At 34.0% G+C, this 20182-nt stretch carries 12 protein-coding genes; 1 reads left to right on the forward strand and 11 read right to left on the reverse strand.

The window, feature by feature from the left end:
• Positions 1-211: 211 nt before the first annotated feature.
• Positions 212-934, reverse strand: coding sequence for a hypothetical protein (locus DWA31_RS02685; RefSeq protein ID WP_114325128.1), 723 nt, complete (start codon positions 932-934; stop codon positions 212-214).
• Between the two features lie 272 nt (positions 935-1206).
• Here DWA31_RS02685 and DWA31_RS02690 point away from each other — a divergent pair, with 272 nt between their 5' ends.
• Complete coding sequence (locus DWA31_RS02690) at positions 1207-2664, forward strand: hypothetical protein (protein WP_114325129.1); 1458 nt, start codon at positions 1207-1209, stop codon at positions 2662-2664.
• Between the two features lie 262 nt (positions 2665-2926).
• On the opposite strand, the gene DWA31_RS02695 is transcribed toward DWA31_RS02690, so the two are convergent.
• The 10 genes from DWA31_RS02695 to DWA31_RS02740 all read right to left on the reverse strand — a co-directional run bounded on the left by DWA31_RS02695 (position 2927) and on the right by DWA31_RS02740 (position 19926).
• A complete protein-coding gene (locus DWA31_RS02695; RefSeq protein ID WP_114325130.1) occupies positions 2927-6550 on the reverse strand; it encodes a hypothetical protein in 3624 nt (1207 codons plus the stop codon).
• Positions 6551-7153: 603 nt separating this feature from the next.
• Positions 7154-7648 carry a hypothetical protein gene (locus DWA31_RS02700; protein ID WP_114325131.1) on the reverse strand — a complete coding sequence of 165 codons (495 nt, stop codon included), beginning with the start codon at positions 7646-7648 and terminating at the stop codon, positions 7154-7156.
• 1 nt (position 7649) lies between these two features.
• Positions 7650-10331 carry a hypothetical protein gene (locus DWA31_RS02705; protein ID WP_114325132.1) on the reverse strand — a complete coding sequence of 894 codons (2682 nt, stop codon included), beginning with the start codon at positions 10329-10331 and terminating at the stop codon, positions 7650-7652.
• Between the two features lie 6 nt (positions 10332-10337).
• On the reverse strand, positions 10338-12527 hold the full coding sequence (locus tag DWA31_RS02710) for a hypothetical protein (protein WP_114325133.1): 2190 nt from the start codon (positions 12525-12527) through the stop codon (positions 10338-10340).
• 10 nt (positions 12528-12537) lie between these two features.
• Entirely contained in the window at positions 12538-13728 is a 1191-nt protein-coding gene (locus DWA31_RS02715) for a site-specific integrase (protein WP_114325134.1), read from the reverse strand.
• Positions 13729-14178: 450 nt separating this feature from the next.
• Positions 14179-15252: a ferrochelatase gene (hemH, locus tag DWA31_RS02720; protein ID WP_114325135.1), complete on the reverse strand. Its 1074-nt coding sequence runs from the start codon at positions 15250-15252 to the stop codon at positions 14179-14181.
• A 202-nt stretch (positions 15253-15454) separates the two neighbouring features.
• A complete protein-coding gene (gene ccmI, locus DWA31_RS02725; protein WP_114325136.1) occupies positions 15455-16774 on the reverse strand; it encodes a c-type cytochrome biogenesis protein CcmI in 1320 nt (439 codons plus the stop codon).
• Between the two features lie 9 nt (positions 16775-16783).
• Positions 16784-17305: a cytochrome c-type biogenesis protein gene (locus DWA31_RS02730; RefSeq protein ID WP_245942451.1), complete on the reverse strand. Its 522-nt coding sequence runs from the start codon at positions 17303-17305 to the stop codon at positions 16784-16786.
• A gap of 6 nt (positions 17306-17311) precedes the next feature.
• Positions 17312-17869 (reverse strand): DsbE family thiol:disulfide interchange protein, encoded by a 558-nt coding sequence (locus tag DWA31_RS02735; RefSeq protein ID WP_114325137.1) that lies wholly within the window; start codon positions 17867-17869, stop codon positions 17312-17314.
• Positions 17869-19926 carry a heme lyase CcmF/NrfE family subunit gene (locus DWA31_RS02740; RefSeq protein ID WP_114325138.1) on the reverse strand — a complete coding sequence of 686 codons (2058 nt, stop codon included), beginning with the start codon at positions 19924-19926 and terminating at the stop codon, positions 17869-17871. Before DWA31_RS02740 ends, DWA31_RS02735 begins: the two co-directional genes overlap by 1 nt.
• Positions 19927-20182 lie beyond the last annotated feature (256 nt).

The raw sequence follows: 20182 nt of genomic DNA on the forward strand, positions 1-20182 counted from the left end.
GAATGGATTAATACCATTCGACTATCTCATGCATTGCCTAGAGCAATTGACCAACTCTGCACTTGATATCGAAACATTATTGCCCTGGAATGTAAAACTTAGCTAAGTGTTTTACCCAGACCTTCACAGATTTTCTGCTCATTTGTGGGGCTGGTTTAAGCTCAATATAGTTTATTTTTAACTGAAAAAGAAAGAGTAGTTATCGTTTCCTTTAATTTTTTAAATTTAGAAGTCGTTGGGATTCTAATAATTGTTCATGAATTAACTTAAAGCTATAATCATGCGGAAATACTCCAAGATAATATCGAATTCCATTTTTCATTCTAGTTATTAACCAGTGTCCCGTTTGTCTTCCTGCTTTATTTTTTCCAGATTTTAATATTTCACTTTCAACTTTTTTCAGATCAATTTTGCCCGTCTCATCACTTAGATTATTTACAATTCGTTCTATGTTTTTGGGTTTTTCCATCATTTCCATATAAGCATTGGGAAGCATTGGTGCATGGATATGTTCATAGTTTTTCAACAAGCAGCCTCCACTGAAAGATTTTGGGTTCTTTGATAGTTTTGTCGATGGAGGTACATTTTCTTCACCTTCAAGCCACTTTATAACTTCAAAGACTTGTTGAGTATTTAATTGACACTCTTTATATATTGTAGCTTTTCTTAACAAAGCTAACTGTGAAAGTAATAAGGGAGATATCTGTTTTTTAAAATAAAAATTTATGAGCGAGTGATCATTTGTGATATGAGATATCCACTTTTCTTTTTTTTCAACTTGTTTATAATTTTTGTATCTTTTTCCTCTTGGTAACTTATTCCCTATTTTATGCCGATAAGAATAATCTACAATCCAAGTTCTGCCTTTAAGTTTCGGAACAATACGATTTAATGTAGCTTTTACTGATATGACTTTATCATTTTTACTTAACATCTGTTTCAAATCCCTTTTAATAAATTGAGATGCATAATTACTATAACAGAATCAAAATAACCTAATTGATGCAATGCCAATACAAATTAAAAATTTACTCTTAATTTCAGAAGTATGAACAGCCGTTATAGTTCTGGTTTAATGATTGCTATATTGGTGTTGGTTATTTGACTTTGTATGTTAATTTAAAATATGCTGGTTTGAAGAAGATAACTAGTTTTAGGCAAAATAAAATAATTATTTAGTATTGTGGTTATTACAGGAATTTTTTTATGAATATTTTAAATAATATATTGGATTTAAATAAAGAAAGTATTGAACTCGTAAACTCACTTATACAAAAAGAATGCCCATATCTTTTAGATACTATTGAATTTACAGCAAGAGAATACGCACAAGTCATAGACTTAATATACAAAAATGGTCATATTGATATTTATTTGAATTTACTAAAGTCTCGACATAATTTTAATAACTCATCATCAGCTACCCACTTTTTAAATTCATCTATTATTAAAAATCTTTTCGAATGTTCCAAAAAGCATAGCGAGGCTTTACCTTTCTTGAATGAAGTGGGGAAGGAAGTCTTAGATAAACTTTCTGAAACAACTAAAGCCTTTCTACCTACTTTACCAAGACATACGGGATTAGAAATATATGCAAAATTTTTAATCGAACAAGATCGTATTGTTGAATTGAAAAATGTTTGTAATTTAGCTTTAGAATTAGGTTGGCGAGGAAACTGGAAGAAACTAGCAAACAAAACCAAAGAATCAAATAAAAAAGACACATTAAAAGCTAAAAAAATTACACAAATGGGAGAGGAAGCTGAAAGTATTGCTAGGAACTGGCTAAAAGATAATGGGTTTACGATTTTGCAATTCGGGAGAAGTTATAATCAACAAAGTTCATCATTAGATATAGAACGTTTGCCTGAAATTAACGTTGGTTCATCAATTATTAATATATGTAAAGAACTTGAAAAGACTAGAGAGATATTACCTGAAATTTCTCCTAGTGTTTTAAAAACTTCTAATTTCCCCAAAGAATTCGATTATCTAAAAACAGAATTAATTAAATTAGCGAACATTTGTCAAACCAAATTTCCTTGTTTATTACACAAGGTTGATCCTACAAACGCTCCATGTAATTTGGGAGAAGATATGTTTAATCCAGATAAGTTGGCAACTTTAAATCCAGAATTAACTACGGGCCATAAACCTGGTTGTTTAAGTATTTCTAAATGCCAAACAAGGTTAGGATTGGTATCTGCGGTAATGAAAGACTCTAGTTTTTTAAAAAATAAATTCTTAAAAGACAATATTAAAGTTCACCGTTTTATACAACGATATATTGTTTATAAAAATTTTTATGAGACTAACTTCAAAGAAACAAGAAAAAAATATAAATTTTCTCAACACCCTGGACGATATGATTTAGCCGCTTATAAAGGCGATAAATATTACGCAGTAGAGGTAAAGGGAAATAGTAGTAAATTATCTCACTGGCAAGAAATTAGACTAGGGCTATTAAAGCGATTTGGCCATGAAGCCAGATTATTAAAAGTTCAATTTACATCAGATAAAAACTATCTATTGGAATTTGAAGACATAACTTCAAAAATACCGTTACCATCTGATGATGAAATTCAGGAAATATTAAACTTTGTGCATCCAAGTGAAAAAGGAAGAGAAGGTGCAATGGTAGATACGTGTATTATTCCTTTTTAAGTGAATGTCCGCTTGGGGAACGTCTGCTTTCGTATCTTTGTTAACATCGAACCAGTGAGAATTAGAGCATTCTTCAGTTAGCCATAAGCTGACATTAAGTTTTGATAAACCATGTTCATATTCAGGGTAAGTTTAACTAAAATTTACTACTTGGTTGTGGGGCTGGTTTAAGCTCAAAGCGGAAGCTGATTTTTAGGATTCCATCGTTCCTAAAAGGCAAAAAAGGCTTACTACTTTTGTGAACATCATGTGGTGGTAAGAACTAAGATAGAGACCTATTTTTTATATAAAAATCTAAATTTTTAAACGATCTATCTAAGTCTTTCAACCCATTTACAGCATTATTAAGTTTAGCCATATCCTTCCTAGTGAACATTTTCATTGCTATCTGATTTACTATATTGAAACTATTTACATCTTTTTTTGTTTCGAACCACTTGATTACTAAATTTACTAAGTCAGAATGTTCGAATCCGCTTTCAATACAGTCTTCAAACCACTGCGTGGTGAGCCGCCATGATAACGCTTGCTCATCTGCATACTCTTTTTCTAAGGTGTCAGTGTTAATTGATGTGATTGATCTATATTTATTTTTTGAAACAGATTCATCAATATTTGTTCGTCTATATTGAAACCACTTATTTCGATTACATACGTTCCAAAGAGAGTGAATATCACTTTCACTTAAATGCTCTTTATAACGCCATAAGGCTTCTACCTGCTTTAGCCTTGTTATTCCTTTTCTTCCATTAGTCCTGTCACCAAACGCCATTAAAACATGTTTGAAAATATCTTGAGGTTCTGTTGAACTCTCAACCTCTTTGTGAACAAGCTCTAATAATTTAGGAAGAGAAATATATAATGCTGCTTGAATAAATCGTCTCCGACTTTTAACTTTTTCCCAATTATCTAGCAAGATCCGATTTGATGTATCTAGTTCCATCTCCATCAATAATTCAGAAAGAATATAATCTACGTCCCCCTCTTTTTCTGTGCTTATTTCGCTTATTGTTTTAGAAAAATAATCGGTAAGTTCTTTATTCCAAACATATCTACCTGTTTGCCACCAATATCTTTTATTCGAAGGGATCAACTCTATTACCGAATTGATAACAGATAAATCACCTCTCTTGGCTCTTTGAAAAATAGCCCATTCAAAAGCGTCATCTTCTTTGTAAATTGAATTTAGAAATGAGAGGTCTGTATTTTTTTCAACTGAACCATAAATTTTTGTAGCAGCTTTGACCATGGAGAGGGAAGATTGTTTATCTTTAATAATTTTTTCTAAAAGCTTTTTAGACTCATCAGACATCTTATTTTTGCGTCTATAGTGATCAGTAAATGTTGAGCTAACAAAGAAGCCATATTTTGATTTTTCATACCTTTTAGCCAAAGATTCAACTATGTGTTGTACAGCAACAGGTACTCCTAATACTCTAAACATATAAGTAATAGGCCACTCAAGTCTTTCATCCTCACTCGCCCTTTTAGCAAAGTAAGTTAGCGCATTAATAGGTACATAGGATTCAAATGCCCAAGACAAACCATCACTAGCAAAAGAGTTTAAACCACTACTTCCGTAATCATCTTCTTCAGCAGGTAAAATAGCCCATTGATCGCAAACTTCACCCAATAATGATTCATCATTTTCATGGCAGCGAGCAGCCGCCCACATATAGCTCAAAAGGTTTTCTTTTTTGTCTTTTGACTTTCTCCAACATTTACCTATTGATGGTTCAAGTGAGGAATCACCTAGATAACCTGCCAATAATAAACCAGCATTCAGTGTATTATCGCATTTAGGGTTTGAGCCTAATAAATCACTTAGCTGCTTACTGTAAGCCTGCCCATGTTTTGAAAAAACATGAGCTAACAACTCTTTTCTTCCACTTACTTTTATACCAAGCTCATGCCTTGAAACTAGGTTTAGACCCGCATTCAAATCACCATTTCTAAACCTAGCCTCCAGCCAGAATTCATTTGACGAGCTGTTTGTAAATAACGTAGTCATTGGTATAACGCATTCAGAATCAATCCTTGAAAGTATGCTAATTGCTTCAAATCTTATATATTCATTCGCCAATTTATCTTTGTTAGTTTCAACAATCCACGCTTCAATTTTTTTAATCAGATAAGTCGTATCTATAAGGCTACTTGTTGTAGTCAGTTTGAATGTATGGAATAAACTTAAGGGGTTTTTTCTTAAAAGGTAGTCTATTGATTTTTGTTTAAGTAAATTTTTTACAAGTGCTACGGCTATTGCTTCCGAATAAAATGGGTCGCATATATATTCAATTTTTTGCTGTGAATTTAAGTCTTTAGCAATAATTTTTGCAGTCATTGCTAAGCTAATTCTATCGTGACGGAAGGAAAGAGAGTTACTACCATTTTTGTTTGAAAAATAAATTGCAGAGCCTTTTTTCAATAGCTTCTTCAAACTGCCTAATTTGCTAGGTGAGTATTTGAACCATCCAGTTATTTCTTTTATGGTTGGATTGAAATTTCTATTGTTCAATAAACAGCAAACTAACTCTTCATATAGTTCTTCAACTTCATCTTCATAAATATCATCAAAATTAGCCGAAATTTTACAAATGTCGTTGCTTATATAATTTTCAATGATATCGGCAGCGGAGGTTTCTGAACTTAAGTCACTTAAAGCTATTAATAAAGGGTCATTACCAAGTGATGAGCATATTGATGCTATTTCTACTTCTGATAGTTCGACTCCGATCTTTTCTGCTTTTACTTTGACAGCTTCGTTTGCCTCTATTTTTGAAAAATTGCTTACATATGAAGTAAATTCACTAATTTTTACTTTTTCATCATATTTTAAGCTATCGACATAATTAGGATATACAGGACATACAATTAGCCATTTATCAGATGTATTTTTTTGTATCCATTTTAATATTTTCTGTAATGTTTTTGTTGGGCTATCCGAGTTATTTATGTCTTCAATAACTATAACGAAAGGCAATTGGTGTTGACAAAGATCAAGGGCTGTTGCTCCAGCATCATCGTTTAAATTGTTTTCAAATGCGGATAATTGCTCAGTTATAGCTTGTTCTAGAGAATTTGATTTATCAATGATTCTTTCAGATAAAATGATACCTGCGCTGCCATTATCAAAATTAGCTTTAAAGAAATTAAAAGCAATAATTGATTTACCAACGCCTGACTCCCCGACTAAAAATTGATGATTACTTACTACAGGCTGATAGGTTACTCTTTGAACCATTAACTGAACATCAATAAGCTTGGAATAATCATCGATTTGCTTTTCTGTAATTTCCCTCAACAATTCAAGTGATAACTTCTCTGGTTTTTCAGCCAAATATAGTTTTCTTAAATATTGACCTTTAGCTGTCGTGTCGAGGTAATTGGCTATTGTAGTACCTCCATGAATTTCTAAGTCTATATCATTTTCTTTGGCTAAAGTCTTAGCATCTAAGATCGTTTCTGGTTTAGGATCAAATGTCGATACTAAAGCGATTGTTGCTTTTTTTATATCTTGATATTTAGAACGATAACCGTTAATTTCATTAATAGCTTTTCTTAAATCCCCCTCGTTACCAGTGGGGCCTTTTGCGAGGTCTTTGGGCTTTACAGTCGATAGATCTTTAAGAAGCTTGTCATGTAGGCGACTGATATCTGTCGTTGTATGTTCTAAACCAGCTACTCCTAATTCACCATTTTCTACATAGACTGAAAACCCGTCTAATGGTGCTTTAACCGTACTTCCTTTCGGGTTGACACCTAAATGACTTGTACTCTGATACTTATTTGGATTAAACGATCTTAAATAAGCAGTAGCTAACCTTTCAAATTTAGCTGCATCTTTAAATTCCGATAACTTTTTTACTGTTTGATTAACGTTAGACATTAGACATTTCTTTATTGGCACATAATAAACTGAAATTATTGATAAGTTTTCACTTTTCATTCATACCCCATACTAACACTCGAATTAATTATGAATAAACACTTTCAATGCATGCAGCATTCTGAGGAATACAGATCAATAAGCAATTTTTTCGAAAAGTATGATTTTTTTGAGGCACAACTGATTATATACTGAACTTTCGAATGGCCGCTTTGGTGGCATTGTTCACACTCAGGCTGAGCGACTTACTGGCAAAAAGCCATCATCAAAAGTCCCATATACTCATCTGTGGGGAACGTCCGCTATCGTATCTAAGTGAACATAAACTGGCCTAATTTTGAGGACTAATTTAGGTCAGTAATGTGGCATTTTTTGTCATTAGGAGATCGTCTTTTTAGTGGCAGAAGTGTGCATTAGCAGTGTTCAATATATCCAAAGATGACAGATCTAATAAAGTCGAAATATTATTGGCACAGTTAAATGTAATTGGCTGGCAAAGGTAAATGCAATTAGGTGGCACTGATGGTAGAGATTTTCCAGATGGTTCTAGGAAAACTGATTATATATACTTAGCACAAGTTGATAGCTATAAATATCCTGCTTTTAAATAATCCCTAGCTTTAGTTTATCTTTAATCGGCATTTTTCCTATTAAATCGTCATAAAATTCACTCAGTTTTTTATCTTTCAATTCGTCGTATTCTTGCTGCAAGCTTTGAGCTTTCTTCACTATTGTAATTTTGTTTTTAGCAAGTAATCCACCTTTCTTCTTGATACGAGCATTCATCTTCTTTTCTAACTCATCGTTAATTTCCTTAAAATATTTTTTAAGGTCAGTAGAGTATGAGTTACTTTGAAAAACACCTGTTCTTCCTTCCTTCATTTGGCGAACAATATCTTGTATTTTAATCTGATAATTTCCCTTCTTTCTGTAGTCTGTAACCTTACTGTGTTTCTTAATAAAGGTAAGTTTTTCAAGTTTTAACTCATTGATTATGTTATATGCTTTCAGTGATGCATTCTTTTCACTAACCCAATCAGGGACACCTTCTTTTATATTAGAGTTTACTTCTTTATTTAAAATATCTAACAAAGTCATGCTAATAATTCCATTTTTTTGATATATCAATCGCTGACTGCATCTCTTCGATATAGCTCACATTTCTATTTGTTTTGTTGTTTTTATCTAATTGTTTCATCATTTTGATAGTTTCTGTAACAATACGTTGACTCTCAATCTTGAAAACCAGTGGCATTGGTTGTTTTAATGCTGTGACATGATTTGCAACATTTAAAACAATGAAAACAATATTCTCTTGCTCTACTAGATGATTAGTGCAGCCGATACAAAATTCAACACCAGCTTTATCTCGTTGAGGGACACCATCTTCAGCACAGTTAGCTCTATGTCTGTTCCTCATTTTTAACATGCAAAAGCCCCAAGGGTTAGCTTTTATGTCTGCTATCTCAAGATTTGCAAATTCCATCAAGGCTTGACCATATTGCTCTGGACTAACCACTTTAGTTTGTTTAAATACCCTTCTTAAGAAAACATCCATTTTCCCTCCAAAATCACGTCTTTCATCGAATTTCATCGCATTTAAATGTGCAGTTAAAATGGAACTTATCACTCTTCTCTTAGCTATTTCTTCCGATGTTTGCATATGCTTTTCACGCAGATATCTACGATAGAATTGCTCTCCGAAATGCTTGAAGTTTGTGCGTATTAACCAACCAACATCACCGGAATAACGTCGATATACACATTCAGCCCAGATATGACGAAAAGCATGGGGTGTGGGGTACGCACAGTTTGATTTGATCGTATTCAAAATATCGTTAAGACTTCCTCGATCAATTTTTTCACCTGGCTCAAGTGAAGCTAAATATTCTTTATGTTCAAGTAATAGTTGTTCATCCCACACCAAACGATTTTCAATACTCATGGTATTGTTACAATAGCTTTCGATCAAAAATGCACCTGTACACCTTTTACTTTCAGTGATAACACCGACAGCTATCAATTTTGATAAATCATCTCGTACTTTACGTCTTACATTACATACTTGTTGGGTATTACTAGAAGATGAATATCGTTCTGATAACACTAACAGAGTGGTTCTTTCTGAAATATCTAACACCCCTTTAGCTCGTTTTTCTTGCAATTTTTCTAGCATATCTAATTCAACAAAAGGCACATAATTATCATTAAAGTGTCGCCATCCCGTAACACATGCAACATTAGCCCTATTGCGAATATCAACCGACTGACTATCTTCATCACTTTTGAACAATATAGGCTGTGTTTCATCTGAACAGTGAAGTGTTTGAAGTTGCTTTAACAAGATATATGAATTTAACGATATCTCTCTATATATTTTAGTTTCACCCCCCATTTTTGGCACTTTCCATTTCACTTGAAAACGAACAGGGTAACGAATTTGATCTACTACATCATGATTACGAGAGATATTAATTGCAGTTTCTGGAAATGTATATTCTGACTCACGCCAACCTAGCAAAGCCATGATATTAGTAAAACCATATCGTCCAATTGTTGTATCAAACATAAAAATTGAAGATATATTTGTATCAGGCTTAACGATTACAGTCTGCTTAACAAGTTCGTCAATCAGTTTGTTTTTTTCTATTTTGAAATTATTAAGAGTAAGATTTGCCCCGTTCACTAGATATTCCAAGGTATCAGAAAAATCATCTATTATTTGTTGTTCTGAAATATTTGATAAGGATACGTCAATAGATAACAATGATTTGATAAATAATTTGTTATCTTCATTACTGGTAAGTCCAAGACGTTCGAGCAATATATCTAATGCTGTATCGCTAAATATTGCAAATTGTTTTACTGCATCTTTGTAGTGCTTTTCATAAGCAACCATCGCTCGTTTTTTAAACGTAGTAAAAGCTTTCTTTTGTTTATTTATCATTCTTGTTTGTTCTGTAGAATGAGTTTCCAAGATTGATATCCATACTAATGAATGATTGATTCTTGTATCTTCATAACCACTAATAAGTTCTGAACTTTGATTTTTCACTTGAGCAACGGCATAAGCTGCAAAAAAGTGTTGACTAAATAATATATTCAAATGATTTATGTAGTGCTTACCTATATCGAGCGTTAAAAAATTGAATGACCCACCCTCTGCATAATCTGTATAAGATATATCTGCAACAGACATAAGCACCTTGTTAAGTGCGCTTGTTAGTCTTTTTTTGCTCATAGCATGAATTAAGACATTTTTCATACCCAATAATTTACATATCATTTCAATTTTAGGTGGATTAAATGCCCAAAAAAGACGTGCACCATTGACCCCTATTCTCTTTGATATTCCTTTCTCGTTAGCTGAACATGTCAACATGACTTCTAAGAGAGTGGTCAATGATTGTGCATTTACCGTATCTATTTTTTCTTGTGTTAAAAAGCCAAATAGCAAAAGCAAGCCTTGAAAAACAACTTTTTTAACTTTATTACTTTTGATATCACCTACCACATCACACCAAATAATCCATGCGAGCATGGATGTTTTTATTGAAAACTGTTGTCCATCTACAATAATAAAATAGTGTGTTTCTGCCCTGTATGCTGACAGATCAAACCAACCGAAATTGAAACTGTAGCTTGTAATATCTTTTAGCACTAAAACATCATCAAACACTTCCCCTTTCTCTGGTGTCAATCCTGCAACTTGAGTTTTTAATTTAATATAAATACTTGTTTCTTCTATTTTTTTTGTTTTTTCAACATAAGTTATAGTCATAAATATTTATACTCTAATTTGTGATAAAAATAAATTTGGTAACATAGGTTTGTACTGTTCATACGCTACAAAACCCTTGGTTTTAATCTGTTTTGATATTAAATTATTCAGAACATATTCTTTCCATTCAGCTTCTACAAGTACATGTTTTTCCAGATAAATTGGATTGTGAGTTGCTAGTACTTTATAGTGCTTTTCAGCTTCCTTTATGTAATGCAAGAAATTAACGACTGTCTCAACACTATCTATGACTCTAATCGCATCACCTTCTATATCAGTATCTGTCGGCTCTTTATTTTTATCTATACTATCGAAGGGCTGCACATTTCCACTTGTCTCTGATATAAGTTGAGTTCTTATCTGTCTCTCTGTTATTTTTTTTTGAATTTCTTCAATATTAGGCTTAAAAGCGACGTTTTCAATATCTTCCATTACGAATCTCAATAACCTCGCTGCTGTGTTTTTATGCTCTAAATTTTGTTCAGAAAAGTAAACGTCATGCTCAGTACTACCCATGTGCGAGTTGTTATTAACCAGTGCACCAACTCTAAAATATTTACTTTTTGCATGAACGGCAGCCGTTTTAATCATTGACCCCGTGAACCAAGTTGGGTGAATCCAATTTGCTACTAATTTTCTGTAGGTATATATACTTGTATCATCATGGCCTTGCTTTATTCTAATATTCATCCAACGTTTAAGTGTCATTTCATAATTATTAAATAGACATTGAATTAAACTTAAAAACAAGGTGGATACTTGTTGCTGTTGTAATCCTTTTTTAACACGCTGAAGACAAGTCCCCCCTGACATAAGTGTAAGCATTTTTCCAATTGAACCAGTAGAGCAAAATGGCGCTTTATTTGCATCTGTTGATGTTATTGACATTAATTCATCGACTGACTTTCTGTTTTGTAGAAAGGTTAATAAAGCTTTACCGGCTGGTAGTTTGGTATCTAATGTGTCTGTCGTCTTAAAATCGTGTGCTCTTGATTTCCAATAATCACAACTAAGATGCGTTATTTTTTTAGCACTACCATAAAAAATATAGTCTTCGTATCTTAATTTTCTTGCATCACTAGCTTGAACAGTTTGAGAACAGTTCAGCCAATAAAAACATATTTCTTCTGCTTTACTGACGGGATACGATGTTTGCTCACCCTTCAAAAAACCATCAAGTTGATTAATAAAACTATCATCAAATATTATTGCCTTGCAAAAAGTAAATACTGTTTTTTTATCAATCAATTTTTTTAAAATTAAATTTCTATTACTGCCCAGTGTAGTAACAACATAATTTTTATTTTCTTCGAGACAAAAATCATGTACCAACACTTCCAAAGTTTGCTTTTCAACACTATGTGTCATTCTTGTCACTGAATATAAAATTTCTTTTTGAAATTTATATTTTCTAAATGTTTTATCTTTATCAGTGATAGTTGATTTTACAATCGCCACGTTAAAGTCGTTCCGTTTTAGTGTGTCAGTTAGATCACGACTCACTTCTTGCAAAATTAACATTAACTCTGCAACTGTCTGATTGAAGGATTGCATTAGAAATCTAGCTGAACTTAGTCGTTGAAATACATCAGATTTTCCATCTTGTGCCATTTTTGATCCTAGCCAATTAATGCTCAAAAACCAATCTACAAGGGATTTTTGTTCGGACTCTATTGGATTTAGCTTTGTTGCACTTTCAATTGCTAATAGTATATTGGTTTGTTTTGCATTTAATGATGGTATTCTCTTAGCGTAATTAATAAAGGATATTACGCGAGTTGCTCCCTTCCCACTAAAGCCTTTATCAACAAGGTAAGTTTCAAAATCTTTAATTATTTTGAATTTACTTTTGTTAAGTTCATATTGATTTAAAAACTCAGTTAACCTTGGAAATTGCTCTGATATTTCTTTTAATTTGGACTCTCCATACTCATTCTGATGAGCATTGACATAAGTATAATACAAAGCTACAGATCCAAAAACCAATTGAGCTGTTTCATCGTTACTAATGCATTCAAAAGTAATTTCCTTTACTCGTGTTGGCATACCGATAGTAATGCGCTTTGGTAGCACAGGTATTGTTTTAACATTGGTCTTCTGTTCAATATCAGCATTTAATGACTTATTGAATGCTGAGCGGATTTGGTGCACTTCAGTCTCAATTTCATAGTTTGTCGTTTTTTTAATTTCATCCATTTAGATTACCCTAGACCTTTTCAGCTATAAGCATGAAATCAACAGAGCGTATATATCGCATAGTTACTTCCTGAGCGAATTCTTTTTTATTGATTTTATGGCCCATTAACCGCGCCATCTCACTAATTACAGCATGACCAGGGGTTATTGAATGATGAGGAGTACCACGACAAAGCACATGGAATTTTTCAGTTGCGAAACTATGACGAAGGTGGTGATATGAGTTTTCTTCATTCAAAACAATATCATCTACGCTACTACTACTGAGTAACTTATTTTTAACTTCAGTAAATATGCGAGTTGCACATTTAACAGTAATTGCATTTCCTGAGTGATTAGTTTCATAGCTAACAAATAATGAATTAGAATTAGAATCTGGACGTTCGGTTAGATAATATTGATGACATTTTTCTAATAAAGAACGAGGAATATATATTATTCTCGCTGGAGAACCTTCGTTTCGTCTTGCTTTAGTAATTATCAATAAATACTCAAAAACTTGTTTATCTTTTTGCTTTAGCTCATCAAATAAAGTTAAAAAACCTTTAACTGGCTTTTTTGCATACGTAAAGTTTTCGAGGAATAAACTTGTATTTTCCATTGATCTAAGTCCACATTCAAAGCCAAACCTTAATAGTAGTTCATCTCTTACTGTCTTACATTCAAGTAACATCATTGTTCTAGTACTTTTTAGAATGTACTTATAAGCTCTTTTACGTATTACATTTTTTTGAGCTTCTTTCCTAAGTTTTGGATATATATATAAATTCTTGGTATTAGTTATTTCAAAAAGTGAAAGGTAATTGTAATATGCTGTAAGGACAGATCTTACTTGAGTAGCTGTGTTGATACCTTTTTTTAGATCTGAAATCAAATAATCGTTCAAGTATGTATTTATAAATTCAGAAGTCGCATGAGTATGCATATGAACATTGGGAAGTTTAGAGTTTACTTGAGATTGTTGTTCAACATATTGGAGGAAATGTAGAATAACCCCCTCATATTGATTAATCGTATGTTGAGATACCTCTATTTTATCGAGAATGACTTCAACTTCTCCTGTTGTTTTATTAACTCTTTCTTTTCGCTCTGGCACATATCCCATCCTGTTCATTGAAATTGAGAACAGTGTTGGTAAAAGAACTGGTAAACCTTCAGAATCAATGAAGCTAACAAACCTATCTACTTGAATTGATTTCATGTAGTTACTGTTATGTATAAATTTTTCCATTTTAGCTATTATCAAAAAGTGTTCATTTTAGATTGAACTATAGCGCAAACTATATCAATATAAATTTTTGATCTTTGACTAGATTAGGTATGCAATTTAGTCTTCAAGATAGCATTGGTTAAAAAAAACAATCCATGTCAACGTGAATTATTTTTTTTACAATTGTCTTTTTTGATGATACGTTTTTCATTACAACAGTTTACTGAGTTTTTATACAGTATGTCAATGTACTAAAAAGCTTTATGCTTTAACCAAACTGTTCACTGCCATATTAAATATAATTTCCTTAATCACTTCTCTGTGCAGCGCGCAGCGTCTCTGTGTTCTCGGTGGTTAAACATGTTACTTCAGTGATAAAGTAAAATTCACCACAGAGAACACCGAGGAACTATGTCCTCACCGAGAAAAACAACCACAAAATTATTTTTTATTCATCAGCGGTGTTAATATATTAACTAATGCCGAAATATGATCATCACGATCATTTAATGCGGCAATGTAATAATATTGTTCTCCACCTGCTTGTATGAACACCTCACGGTTTTCACATTCTAACTCTTCAAGGGTTTCTAAACAGTCGGCGCTAAAAGCAGGGCTTATAATAGCAAGATGTTTATTTCCTTCTTTAGCTAAAGTTGCAAGGGTTTCGTCAGTATAAGGCTGTAACCATTTTGCTTTACCAAAGCGTGATTGAAAAGTCATCACGAAAGTCTCATCAGTTAAGCCTAATGATCTTGCTAGTAACTCTTTTTTAAGTAAATCCGTGGTGATTTGGCAAAAATCAAAGTAGGGATCACCCCATTGATAAAATAACTCTGGCATACCGTGATAGGAAAGTACTAACTTATCGGGTATGCCATGTTCAGATAAATGCTCACTGACAGAGTTTGCTAACGCTTTTATATATAAAGGGTTGTTATGGTAGCTGTTGATAAAATGAAGGCTTGGTACATATCGCCATTGCTGTAGCTCTTTACTCACTGCATCAAAAGTAGATGCTGTCGTTGGGCCTGCATATTGTGGATATAAAGGTAACACTACAAGTTGGTCTACGCCTTGTTGTTGAAATTCTTGTAATACACTGCTTATGGAGGGGTCACCATAGCGCATAGCTACATCAACAATGACATCTTCGCCAAATTGCTGTTTTATTTGTGCCGCAACTTTTTGTTGCTGAGCCTGACTAATAACCAATAATGGCGCGCCCTGCTCTGTCCAAACACTTTGGTACAATTTGGCCGATTTTTTAGGGCGAAAACGTAGCACGATACCATGTAATATCAGCATCCAAATCACACGGGGAATTTCAACCACTCGTGGATCAGATAAAAACTCACGTAAATAGTTGCGTACAGCAGTGGTAGTAGGCACAGCAGGTGAGCCTAAATTAGTTAATAGCACCCCAACTTTAGGCGCTGAATGACTATAATCACTACTTTGTTTTGAACTATTCTTTTTTGAACTATTCTTTTTTGCACTAAAACGTGACTTCATTTATTAATTTACCTTTGTGAATTTGTAACTATTCACCATACCTAGTATTCCCGTCATTCCAGTTGTGTCTTAAGCTGGAATCTCAGTGTTTAAAATTCTAGACTCCCGATTTAAAGACCTCGGGAGTGACGATAGGTGAATAATTACGTGAATTTTTACTATTCAAAACTATTCACGCTAAAATAATCACTCAACAAAGCTATTATTCAACTAGGCTATCAATAACTAGGCTGAGAGTGTCAGTATTATCTACAGAGATATTCTGAATTTCAGCTTTAAAATCACCTGATTTTATACCTACTCCACCTTGATTAGAAACAACCGCATAAATGTGTACTTCACTAACACTGCTTAAATTATTAGCCGGTGACATCGCATTGTCATTACTTAAGGTAATAACTTTAGGTAAATCACTGGCCATAAATTTCATTGCCGCTAACGGCATACGCTGACCATCTGTTGGAATAGCATAAACAAAAACAACCTTATCTTCACCTTGCGCCAATTGCTGAGCAACATCATCCGCTAAGCTAATACTAACGTTTAATGTTGGGCCTGTTGCTTGAGCTTTTTCTGGTTGATTACTATTCATACTAGGCATACCAAGGCGGCTTTTTGCTTCGTTAACAGCTTCTTGTAATGCGTTTATATTTACCCCTTGTTTTTTAGTATCAATCACTCGTTGCCAATACCCAATTGCTTGTTCGTATTCTTTAGCAATGAAGTTATGCATTCCCATCAAAATATTAGTAGAAGGATCGTTGATATCTAATGCTAATGCTCGATCAATAAAGCTTTGTACTTGTTCATCAATTTGTTGATTGTTTCTATAATAGTGGGCTTGTGCGATTGCACCTAATAAATCAGCTTGTTCGCCTTCAATACGAATCACTTCATTAAAGGCAGTTATTGCCATGTCAAATTCACCCACGCTAACTAAGGTTTGTCCTAACTTATACCAAGCTTCACCATCATCAACATTTTTTTCTAAGTGTTGCTGTAATTGAGTAATGTATGCCAATATTTGTTCTTGTTGCTCTTGTTGCTCTTGTTGGGCTTGTGCTTGTTGATCGCCTGACATCTGTTCTTGTTGGCTTGATTGTTTCGCATTAGGTGTAGTCATTAAAGCCGTCAACGTACCTTGTTTTAAATATAGTACGATAGAAAAGGCGATAATAAATAATGATAAAGACAAGGGCCACAACACACTAAAATGTTTATTACTAACAATAACATTTGACTCTTTCTTTGCTGCCTCTATATCTTGCAACAAGCTACTATCAAGTTCAGCCAATAAATATTGGTAGTTTTCTTCGTCGATACCACCATCACTAAAATCTTTTTCTATTTCAGCTTTATGCTCTTTATAAAGTTGAACGTTGGTTTCATCACGTATATTATTTTTAGGGTTTTCTTGAGCTGAATTATTGTTCACACCTGTGCTTGTGCCTTTAAAGAAAGGTAACCAAACGATATACAAAAGTAAGGCAATAAAAACAAGGACGATTAATGCTATTTCCATAATGGTTAACTACTCTTTATCTTTTCTGTCGGTGTTTAAGTTTTGACTAGCGTGTTCTTTATTGGTTTCTAGTAACTGTTGTAATTTATCTTGCTGCTGCGAACTTAATGCTAAATCCGCTTTTACTGCAGGTTTTTTTCGTAAGATAACAATGACTACAATAACACCTATTAAAATTAACAAGGCGGGGCCAAACCAAAGTATATAAGTGATACTTGATACACGGGGACGATATAAAACAAATTCGCCATAGCGAGAAACCATAAAGTTAACTATTTCACTATCGGCTTTACCTTGCTGTAATAATTCATAAAGCTCACGACGTAAATCTTCGGCAATAGGGGAATTAGAATCAGCTAAGTTTTGGTTTTGACACTTAGGGCAACGCAACTCTTTGCTTAACGCTTGAAAACGAACCTTTGTCACTTCATCTCTAAATTCAAACGTTTCAACTGGACTTGCATTAGCTGTACTCGTCAGCATAAGTGCGGTAACAGTTAACACTACAATCAATAAAATTTTATTTAACATCGCTATTTACCCTGCTGTTTTTTCAGAAATCAACTGCTTAATAAGCGGTGCAAATTCTTTACGCCAAACTCGGGTATCAATAGCCCCTGCAAAACGTTTACGAATAACACCATGATGATCAATAACAAATGTTTCGGGAGCGCCAAACACACCTAAGTCTAAACCAAGCGTACCTTCTTCATCAAAAATTGAAAAATGATAAGGATCTTCATAGTGAGTTAACCATTGCTGCGCGGCTAAACGCTCATCTTTATAGTTTATTCCGTACAACTTAACATAAGGTTTTAATTGCGGATCATTAGCAAGTTCTAACAAATAAGGATGTTCATATTTACACGTTGGACACCACGTTGCCCACACATTCAATAGGACAATATCACCCACCAAATCAGCTTTGGTTACGGTTTTATTATCATCCTTTAACGTGACCAACGAAAATTCAGGCATGGTTTTACCTACAAGTGCTGACGGCATATCTTGTGGATTTAACGATAAGCCTCTATAAAGCACTACACCTAACGCTATCACTAAAATAAGTGGTAAAAAACGAATGATTTTATTCACTATGACAACTCCGAAATAGGTGTGGTATTACTGTTAGCACTATCTATGTTCTTTTGATTTTCGATGGCTGTTGCTCTTTCTGCACCCTTGTCTTTCTTAGCAACACGATAACGTTTATCCATCATGGCTAAGATGCCACCAATAGCCATAAAAATAGCGCCAAGCCAGATCCAACGAACAAAGGGTTTATAATGAACACGAATTGCCCACGCTCCACCGTCAAGTGGGTCACCAAGGGCAACATATATATCTCTAAATAAGCCGCCATCAATACCGGCTTCGGTCATTCCCATAGATTGTACTCGATAAGAACGACGCTCTGGTTTTAATAAAGTAACAAAGTCATTTTCGCCATCAACGTTAATTTCATAGATGTTAATTTGCCCTTGTTCGGCACTATAATTAGGTCCTTCTACTGGAATAACACCCTTAAATTCTATTTGATAGCCTGATATTTCTACACTTTCATTTAGCGCCATTTTCACATTAGTTTCGCTTTCATAACTCGAAACCAATGTAACGCCAACAATAGTGACAGCAATACCTGCATGCGCTACGGTCATACCCCATTGGCCTAAACCTAATGATGACCTAATTTTAAATTGATTTATTAAATCTTTGATAACGACTAAGAAAACCCATGAGGCTAAGGTTATTCCCATCGCAACAAGCGCATTGAATTCGCCGCCATAAAAAACAGGAAATAATAAACCAAAAACAATACTAAGTACCGACGGTTGAACTAATTGTTTACGAAGTTCCCCTTTTTTGGCTTTTTTCCAACGAATCATTGGTCCTATTCCCATGATCACAAATAACAAACTCATGATTGGAACAAAGACGGCGTTAAAATAGGGAGGGCCGACAGATATTTTTCCATACCCTAAAGCATCAACTAATAGCGGGTATAACGTACCTAACAACACGGTAGTCGCGGCAACAACTAAAATGATATTACATAAAAGTAAGGCTGTTTCACGAGAATAAAGCGCAAATCGGCTAAAGCTAGCGACATTACTCGCTCTAAACGCATATAGAGTAAGTGAACCACCAACAGCTATCGCTAAAATAACTAGAATAAAGATACCTCGAGAGGGATCTGAAGCGAAAGAATGTACCGAGGTTATAACCCCAGAGCGTACTAAAAATGTACCTAACAAACTTAAACTAAAAGCAAATATAGCCAGCAATACGGTCCAGTTTCTAAAAGTACCTCGTTTTTCAGTTACTGCCAACGAGTGAATTAAAGCGGTACCAACAAGCCAAGGCATAAAGGATGCGTTTTCAACAGGATCCCAGAACCACCAACCGCCCCAACCAAGTTCGTAATATGCCCACCAACTACCTAAAGCAATACCTAAGGTTAAAAACATCCAAGCGCCAACTGTCCAAGGACGAGACCAACGCGCCCAAGCAGCGTCCATTTTACCTGACATTAAAGCAGCAACAGCAAAAGCAAAAGCAACAGCAAAGCCAACATAACCTAAATACAATAATGGCGGATGAATTATTAAACCAATATCTTGTAAGAGCGGGTTTAAATCACGGCCTTCCATAGGCACATTAGGCCATAGACGTTCAAAAGGATTAGAAGTAAGCAAGGTAAAAGCGATAAAAGCAACCGCTATCATTCCCATTACGGCCAACACACGAGCAATAAACTCTTCTTCAACGTTTTTTGAAAATGAGGCGACAGCCATTGTCCATGCAGTTAAAGAGAAAACCCATAACAGTAACGAACCTTCATGCCCTCCCCAAACTGCACTTATTTTAAAATAGTAAGGTAAATGACTATTAGAATGACTAGCAATATACTTAATTGAAAAATCATCAAGCACAAAGCTATAAGCTAAAATACAAATACTCATCGCAGTAAATGTAAACATTCCGAAGGTAAGAGGCTTAGCATAGCTCATTAATTTAGTTTGAGAACTGTGTACGCCAACCAAAGGTACAATGCTCAAACATAGTGCAAAAGCAAAAGCTATCACCAAAGCAAGATGGCCAAGTTCAGGTAAAAGATGAGGTATTATTTGGGGTACCACGTCAGGAATCATTTATTTCTCCGGTTACTCTTTAATACGTTTTCAGCTTTGTGTTTATTTAAAATGAGCTTTAAAGTAAACAAAGTGAATATAAATACAACAAGCTAAAAATAGTGGCGCAATTCTATCACATTTTAAAATAAGTACAGGTTAAATGCCCAGTCAATTGTTTCTTAATGTTACAATTTTGCTCTTAGTATTTATTATTCGATTTTAATAGAGCTATGGTATGATATTGCGCTATGTAATAACACGATCCAAATCAAAA

Source organism: Candidatus Colwellia aromaticivorans (assembly GCF_003333305.1).
Classification (GTDB): Bacteria; Pseudomonadota; Gammaproteobacteria; order Enterobacterales; family Alteromonadaceae; genus Colwellia; species Colwellia aromaticivorans.

Coding starts and splice junctions, on each gene's coding strand:
- DWA31_RS02700 (WP_114325131.1), bottom strand. CDS start 7,648: ATGACTTTGTTAGATATTTTAAATAAAGAAGTAAACTCTAATATAAAA.
- DWA31_RS02690 (WP_114325129.1), top strand. CDS start 1,207: ATGAATATTTTAAATAATATATTGGATTTAAATAAAGAAAGTATTGAA.
- ccmI (WP_114325136.1), bottom strand. CDS start 16,774: ATGGAAATAGCATTAATCGTCCTTGTTTTTATTGCCTTACTTTTGTAT.
- DWA31_RS02705 (WP_114325132.1), bottom strand. CDS start 10,331: ATGACTATAACTTATGTTGAAAAAACAAAAAAAATAGAAGAAACAAGT.
- DWA31_RS02685 (WP_114325128.1), bottom strand. CDS start 934: ATGTTAAGTAAAAATGATAAAGTCATATCAGTAAAAGCTACATTAAAT.
- DWA31_RS02710 (WP_114325133.1), bottom strand. CDS start 12,527: ATGGATGAAATTAAAAAAACGACAAACTATGAAATTGAGACTGAAGTG.
- DWA31_RS02715 (WP_114325134.1), bottom strand. CDS start 13,728: ATGAAATCAATTCAAGTAGATAGGTTTGTTAGCTTCATTGATTCTGAA.
- hemH (WP_114325135.1), bottom strand. CDS start 15,252: ATGAAGTCACGTTTTAGTGCAAAAAAGAATAGTTCAAAAAAGAATAGT.
- DWA31_RS02695 (WP_114325130.1), bottom strand. CDS start 6,550: ATGTCTAACGTTAATCAAACAGTAAAAAAGTTATCGGAATTTAAAGAT.
- DWA31_RS02730 (WP_245942451.1), bottom strand. CDS start 17,305: ATGTTAAATAAAATTTTATTGATTGTAGTGTTAACTGTTACCGCACTT.
- DWA31_RS02740 (WP_114325138.1), bottom strand. CDS start 19,926: ATGATTCCTGACGTGGTACCCCAAATAATACCTCATCTTTTACCTGAA.